This is a genomic window from Georgenia sp. Z1344 (assembly GCF_049856295.1).
In the GTDB taxonomy this organism is placed as follows: Bacteria; Actinomycetota; Actinomycetes; order Actinomycetales; family Actinomycetaceae; genus JB111.
Genome location: NZ_JBNDMZ010000017.1, coordinates 43,965 through 51,042 on the forward strand (window position 1 = coordinate 43,965; position 7,078 = coordinate 51,042).

4 protein-coding genes and 2 rRNA genes are annotated in these 7,078 nt (G+C 65.5%); 1 reads left to right on the forward strand and 5 read right to left on the reverse strand.

The window, feature by feature from the left end:
- The 3 genes from ACPYO6_RS15870 to ACPYO6_RS15880 are packed head-to-tail and all read right to left on the reverse strand — an operon-like array spanning position 1 to position 2,394.
- Complete coding sequence (locus tag ACPYO6_RS15870) at positions 1 to 153, reverse strand: hypothetical protein (protein ID WP_425715759.1); 153 nt, start codon at positions 151 to 153, stop codon at positions 1 to 3.
- Positions 154 to 163: 10 nt separating this feature from the next.
- Positions 164 to 1,288, reverse strand: coding sequence for an HAD-IIA family hydrolase (locus ACPYO6_RS15875; RefSeq protein WP_425715760.1), 1,125 nt, complete (start codon positions 1,286 to 1,288; stop codon positions 164 to 166).
- Positions 1,285 to 2,394 (reverse strand): hypothetical protein, encoded by a 1,110-nt coding sequence (locus tag ACPYO6_RS15880; protein WP_425715761.1) that lies wholly within the window; start codon positions 2,392 to 2,394, stop codon positions 1,285 to 1,287. Before ACPYO6_RS15880 ends, ACPYO6_RS15875 begins: the two co-directional genes overlap by 4 nt.
- 72 nt (positions 2,395 to 2,466) lie before the next feature.
- Between ACPYO6_RS15880 and ACPYO6_RS15885 the strand changes: the two genes are divergently transcribed.
- A complete protein-coding gene (locus ACPYO6_RS15885) occupies positions 2,467 to 3,213 on the forward strand; it encodes a hypothetical protein (RefSeq protein ID WP_425715762.1) in 747 nt (248 codons plus the stop codon).
- 460 nt (positions 3,214 to 3,673) lie between these two features.
- Here ACPYO6_RS15885 and rrf read toward each other — a convergent pair.
- Both rrf and ACPYO6_RS15895 read right to left on the reverse strand, forming a co-directional pair.
- Positions 3,674 to 3,790, reverse strand: a 5S ribosomal RNA gene (gene rrf, locus ACPYO6_RS15890).
- Between the two features lie 172 nt (positions 3,791 to 3,962).
- Positions 3,963 to 7,062, reverse strand: a 23S ribosomal RNA gene (locus tag ACPYO6_RS15895).
- Positions 7,063 to 7,078 lie beyond the last annotated feature (16 nt).

Here is a 7,078-nt window from a genome sequence, read left to right on the forward strand (position 1 = left end):
TCAGCCGCCGTCCTGGGCCAGTCGGGCCTGGAGCGTGCCGTGCAGGGCCTCGAGGGCGTCCGCCTGGGCGTCGAGGTCCCGCTCGGCGAGGTCCGCGGGCAGGCGGTCGTCGCCGCGGACGGACGCGGGGGTGGGCCGGGGCTGCTCGCTCATCCGGGCCAGGTTATCGCCGCTCGACCACCAGCTCGGGGACCACCTGTGGATCCAGCGGCGCGCCCGCGTCGGCGGAGGCCCAGGCGGCGGCCGCGAGGGCGCGGTAGCCGTCGAGGCTGACGGTGACCGGCGCGGGGGGCGCGCTGCCTGCGGGCGTGCCGAGCGGGGTGGCGGTGCCGGTCCCGTCGTCGAGGTGGAGGACGCCGTCGGCGACGTGCGCGTGGGCGCTGCCGGCCGTCCAGACGGTCGAGGCGGCGGTGGCCGAGTCGGTGCCGGCCGTGTCAGCGCCATCCGATCCGCCTGCGGTCGACCCCGTGACCTCGGGGTGCGCCACGAGGAGGTCGCGCAGGTCGATCGCGAGGTAGGTGGGTCGCTCGATCGGGTCGGCGAGGACGACGTTGCGCGCGTCGTCGACCCCGGTGAGCACGTGCAGCGACGCCATGCCCGCGGACACGGCGCCGCGGATGTCGGTGTCGAGCCGGTCGCCGAGGATGATCGGCGCGGTGCCGCCGGCGCGGCGGGCGGCCGTCTCGAAGATCTCGGGCTCCGGCTTGCCCGTGGAGATCGGCTGCGAGCCGGACACGCGCGCGACGACGTCGACGAACGCGCCGTTGCCGGGGGCGATCCCACCGGGCTTGGGGATGCTGAAGTCGAGGTTGGTGGCGATGTGGGCCGCGCCCCGCTCGATCGCGTAGCAGGCCTCGGCGAGCGGGCCCCAGGACAGGTTCGGGTCCCAGCCCTGGATGACGGCGACCGGCTCGTCGTCGGCCGCCTCCACGATCCGCATGCCGCGCTCGGCGACCGCGGTGCGCAGCCCGGCGCCGCCGACCACGAGGATCGGCGAGCCCTCCGGGAAGCGCTCCGCGAGCAGGGCCGCGCCGGCCTGGGCGGCGGTGACGACCTCGTCCGGCTCGGTCGCGATGCCGAGCTCGGTGAGGTGATCCGCCACCGTGCCCGGCTCGCGCGAGGCGTTGTTGGTGACGAAGCGGGCGGCCAGCCCGCCTTCGCGCGCCGCGGTGAGCGACTCCGCGGCGTGCTCCACGGGGTCGTCGCCCCGGTAGCAGACGCCGTCGAGGTCGATGAGCGCGACGTCGTGCGCGAGGTGCAGGGGCTGGTCGGATCCGCGAAGAGTCACCGGTCCATCGTGCCTGAACCCCGCTCCTCGTCCGCGGGGCGTTCGTCCTGCGGTCCGTCGCCGCCCAGGTCGAACCCGAGGTCGAGCATCCCCTGCTCCGCCTCAGGCTCGGCCTCAGCGTCGTGCTCGGCCTCAACTACGGGCACATGGTCGGCCTCTGCGTTGACCTCAGAGACCGGCTCGTCCTCAGCGTTCTCCTCGGACGTAGGCACCGACTCGACGTCCGCCTCAGGCTCGGCAACCGGCTCCGAATCGGCCTCGGGCTCACCCAGGCGCCCAGCCTCGGCCTCGGGAACCGGCTCCGAATCGGCCTCAGCGGACTCCTCGGACTCGAGCTCCGGTCCACCGGTGTCCTCGTCGCCCGTAGGCGTGGACGACGACTCCTCGGTCGAGTCCTCGTCCGCGGCAGTCGAGTCACCCTCGGCATCGGGCTCGACGGTCTCCTGCGGCGCCGCCGGGCGCGCCGGCGGCTCGTCGTCGATGTCCTCGGGCTGGAGGTCGATGACATCGAAGGAGTCGCTGGCGTCGTCCGTGGGCACGGTGATGCGGCCTCGGAGCTCGGTGGCCTCGTCGGAGCGCCCGACCTCGTCAAGGCGGTCGGCGATCACGGAGTCCAGACGGGACCTGATCGCCGGGTCCTTGATCGCGTCCAGCTGGACGGTGCGCAGGATGAGGAGTCCTGCCTCGTTCTCGCCGAGGTCCGCGCGCGCCCCCGAGGCGACGATCGCTAGCTCGGCCTTCTCAGCGTCCGAGAGCACGGTCGTGTCGGTCTCCGCGATGACACTCAGTGCCCGCTCGGGCCGGCCGAGGCCGCGCTCGCAGTCGGCCTCCATCACGCGGTGGTCGTCCCGGCCGGCCAGGCGGCGTACGGCGCGCAGCTCCTTGAGGGCCTCCGCGAACCGGCCGGTGGCATACGCGGTGATGGCGACGGCCTCGCGAGCCGTGGCCACGCGGCCCGCACCTCGGCCGGCAGCCTGGGCGTGCTCGTAAGCGCGCTCGGGGTCGTCGTCGAGCAGGACGCCCGCCATCACGAGGTGGCGCGCAACCGTGTCCCCGTTGGTCTTCGAGAGCGTGAGGAGCTCGCGGCGCGCGTCGCGGTCGAGCATCTGCGCGGTGATGTCCTCGGGGATGTCCGGCGCCTGCGGGCCGGCCGCACGACGCTCCTGACCCGGGCGACCGTGGCCGACCTGGCGGTCGTTCCGGTCGTCGCGCCGCCCGCGGTCGAAGGAGCGCTCGCCATCGCGACGGGGTCCCCGGTCACCTCGGTCGCCGTAGGAACGCTCGCCGTCACGCCGGGGCGGTCGGTCGTCCCAGCGGCGGCCGCCACCCTGCGGTCGGTCACCGTCACGACGAGGACCCCGGTCATTGCGATCCCCGTAGGAACGCTCGCCATCGCGACGCGGGGGACGGTCCTCCCATCGACGGCCGCCACCCTGGGGGCGGTCACCGTCTCGACGGGGACCGCGGTCACCACGGTCATTCCGGTCGCCGTAGGAACGATCACCATCGCGACGGGGCGGGCGCTCCTCCCAGCGGCGGCCGCCACCCTGCGGTCGGTCACCGTCACGACGGGGACCCCGGTCACCGCGATCATCACGATTGCCGTAGGAACGATCACCATCGCGACGGGGCGGGCGCTCCTCCCAGCGGCGGCCGCCACCCTGCGGTCGGTCACCGTCCCGGCGAGGACCACGGTCGTTGCGATCCCCGTAGGAACGCTCGCCATCGCGACGAGGCGGGCGATCCTCCCACCGACGACCGCCACCCTCGGGGCGGTCTCCGTCCCGGCGAGGACCACGGTCGTTGCGATCCCCGTAGGAACGCTCGCCGTCACGGCGAGGCGGGCGATCCTCCCACCGACGACCGCCACCCTGCGGACGGTCACCATCACGGCGAGGACCACGGTCATCACGATTGCCGAATGAGCGCTGGTCACCGTCATGACGAGGGGGACGGTCCTCCCACCGGCGGCCACCCCGCTGTGCACCGCCACGTGAGCTCGACTGACGACGCTGGTCGTCGTTCCGTCCGCGCTGCGAACCGTTCGACCGATCGGGTCGGCGGTCGTTGTCGTCTGGGGTCTCGCTCACTCTGTTCTCCTGTCGAAGCTGACGCGGTCCTGCTTCACCAGACACGGCCGGCACTCTCGGGTGGAGCGCTCGACGCCGGATCTCGTCTGCCCGCGAACCCCGAACACTACGGGAGGCGGCACGCGCACAGAAGGACGACCGACGGTGACGCTGGCTCCACATTCGGCCCGCACAGACGCTCTCGTCCTGATCGACGTCAACGTTGGACCACGAAGCACTCCGTGTGACCGACACAAAAGTACGGAGAAACGCGAAAGGCCCCCACCTGGTGGTGGGGGCCTTTCGGTAATGGTGTGTACGGCGGTGTCCTACTCTCCCGCACGGTCTCCCGTGAAGTACCATCGGCGCTGAGGGGCTTAGCTTCCGGGTTCGGAATGGGACCGGGCGTTTCCCCCTCGCTATTGCCGCCGTAACCTGGCGGAACCAATCATCCAATTATCAACCCCAACAAACCAGCCTTCCCCCGATCGGGGTGGCCTGGTCTGGGGGTGGGTGGTTCCAGAACCGTACAGTGGACGCGCAATGTTGATGTGTTGTGCTCATTGTTCTCAACAGCCACCACACACAGTTCGTGTGGGGTGTGGTGTTGGAAGTTGTCGGCCAATTAGTACCGGTCAGCTTCACGACTTTCGCCGCTTCCACATCCGGCCTATCAACCCCATGGTCTATAGGGGGCCTTCCCACCAAAGGTGGTGGAAACCTCATCTTGAAGCAGGCTTCCCGCTTAGATGCTTTCAGCGGTTATCCCTCCCGAACGTAGCCAACCAGCCATGCTCCTGGCGGAACAACTGGCACACCAGAGGTTCGTCCGTCCCGGTCCTCTCGTACTAGGGACAGCCCTTCTCAAGTTTCCTGCGCGCGCAGCGGATAGGGACCGAACTGTCTCACGACGTTCTAAACCCAGCTCGCGTACCGCTTTAATGGGCGAACAGCCCAACCCTTGGGACCTACTCCAGCCCCAGGATGCGACGAGCCGACATCGAGGTGCCAAACCATGCCGTCGATATGGACTCTTGGGCAAGATCAGCCTGTTATCCCCGGGGTACCTTTTATCCGTTGAGCGACGGCGCTTCCACAAGCCACCGCCGGGTCACTAGTTCCGACTTTCGTCCCTGCTCGACATGTCTGTCTCGCAGTCAAGCTCCCTTGTGCACTTGCACTCAACACCTGATTGCCAACCAGGCTGAGGGAACCTTTGAGCGCCTCCGTTACTCTTTAGGAGGCAACCGCCCCAGTTAAACTACCCACCAGGCAATGTCCCTGATCCGGATCACGGACCGAGGTTAGACGCTAGTAACGACCAGAGTGGTATTTCAACGATGACTCCACACACACTGGCGTGCATGCTTCACAGTCTCCCACCTATCCTACACAAGCCGTAACCAACACCAATACCAAGCTATAGTAAAGGTCCCGGGGTCTTTCCGTCCTGCTGCGCGTAACGAGCATCTTTACTCGTAATGCAATTTCGCCGAGTTCATGGTCGAGACAGCGGAGAAGTCGTTACGCCATTCGTGCAGGTCGGAACTTACCCGACAAGGAATTTCGCTACCTTAGGATGGTTATAGTTACCACCGCCGTTTACTGGGGCTTAAATTCTGAGCTTCACCCCAAAGGGTTGACCCGTCCTCTTAACCTTCCAGCACCGGGCAGGCGTCAGTCCGTATACATCGTCTTGCGACTTCGCACGGACCTGTGTTTTTAGTAAACAGTCGCTTCTCCCTGGTCTCTGCGGCCCGCCAGGCTCACACCCGCAAGTGGTGATCACCCATAGGGCCCCCCTTCTCCCGAAGTTACGGGGGCATTTTGCCGAGTTCCTTAACCATGATTATCTCGATCGCCTTAGTATTCTCTACCTGACCACCTGAGTCGGTTTAGGGTACGGGCGGCTAGTCCCTCGCGTCGAGGCTTTTCTTGGCAGCAGAGGATCACCACTTTCCACCATACGGTGTCATCATCCGGCCTGAGGCAATATGAGACACGGATTTACCTGTGTCTCGCCCTGCACCCTTGAACGATCCAAGCCATTAGGATCGCGCGGCTACCTTCCTGCGTCACCCCTGTTAATACGCTTACCTACTACCGGATCGGGTCCCACGCGCCCCACCATCTCGCCCCGAAGGGCAATGACGGTGGTTTGGGTGGTTAGCATCACCGGACTCGGTATGGGCGGTCCTTCGCCGGTCACGGGAATATCAACCCGTTGTCCATCGACTACGCCTGTCGGCCTCGCCTTAGGTCCCGACTAACCCAGGGCGGATTAACCTGGCCCTGGAACCCTTGGTCATTCGGCGGACGGGGTTCTCACCCGTCATTCGCTACTCATGCCTGCATTCTCACTCGCGTAGGATCCACCACTGGGTCACCCCGCAGCTTCACCTCCCACGCGACGCTCCCCTACCCACCACAACCCCTGAACCAAGGCTAGGGACATGCTGTGGTGCCACGGCTTCGGCGGTGTGCTTGAGCCCCGCTACATTGTCGGCGCGGAATCACTTGACCAGTGAGCTATTACGCACTCTTTCAAGGATGGCTGCTTCTAAGCCAACCTCCTGGTTGTCACTGCAACTCCACATCCTTTCCCACTTAGCACACGCTTAGGGGCCTTAGCCGATGATCTGGGCTGTTTCCCTCTCGACTACGAAGCTTATCCCCCGCAGTCTCACTGCCACGCTCACACTTACCGGCATTCGGAGTTTGGCTGACGTCAGTAACCTTGTAGGGCCCATCGGCCATCCAGTAGCTCTACCTCCGGCAAGAAGCACGCAACGCTGCACCTAAATGCATTTCGGGGAGAACCAGCTATCACGAAGTTTGATTGGCCTTTCACCCCTACCCACAGGTCATCCCCTCAGTTTTCAACCTAAGTGGGTTCGGTCCTCCACACGCTCTTACACGTGCTTCAACCTGCCCATGGGTAGATCACTTCGCTTCGGGTCTAGAACGCGCGACTAATGCGCCCTGTTCGGACTCGCTTTCGCTACGGCTTCCCCACACGGGTTAACCTCGCCACACGCCACTAACTCGCAGGCTCATTCTTCAAAAGGCACGCCGTCACCCCAACAACGGAGGCTCCGACGGATTGTAAGCATCCGGTTTCAGGTACTATTTCACTCCCCTCCCGGGGTACTTTTCACCTTTCCCTCACGGTACTAGTCCGCTATCGGTCACCAGGTAGTATTTAGGCTTAGCAAGTGGTCTTGCCAGATTCACACCGGATTTCACGGGCCCGGTGCTACTCGGGAACACACCCACACCACACACGCCACGGTACGCCTACAGGGGTCTCACCCTCTACGCCAGGCCTTCCCAGACCTTTCAGCTCCCATAGCACTGCACAGTGCTCCTTCCGGCAGGAAGGAACGGACATGCCCCACAACCCCGCACGCACAACGCCTGCCGGCTATCACGCACGCACGGTTTAGCCTCATCCGCTTTCGCTCGCCACTACTCACGGAATATCTCTTCCTGCGGGTACTGAGATGTTTCACTTCCCCGCGTTCCCTCACACGCCCTATACATTCAGGCGCGCGTGACCACCCATGACGGTGGCCGGGTTCCCCCATTCGGACATCCACGGATCACAGCTCGTTTGCCAGCTCCCCGCGGCTTATCGCAGGCTACAACGTCCTTCATCGGCTCCTGGTGCCAAGGCATCCACCGAATGCTCTTAAAAACTTCCAACCACCACCACACAACC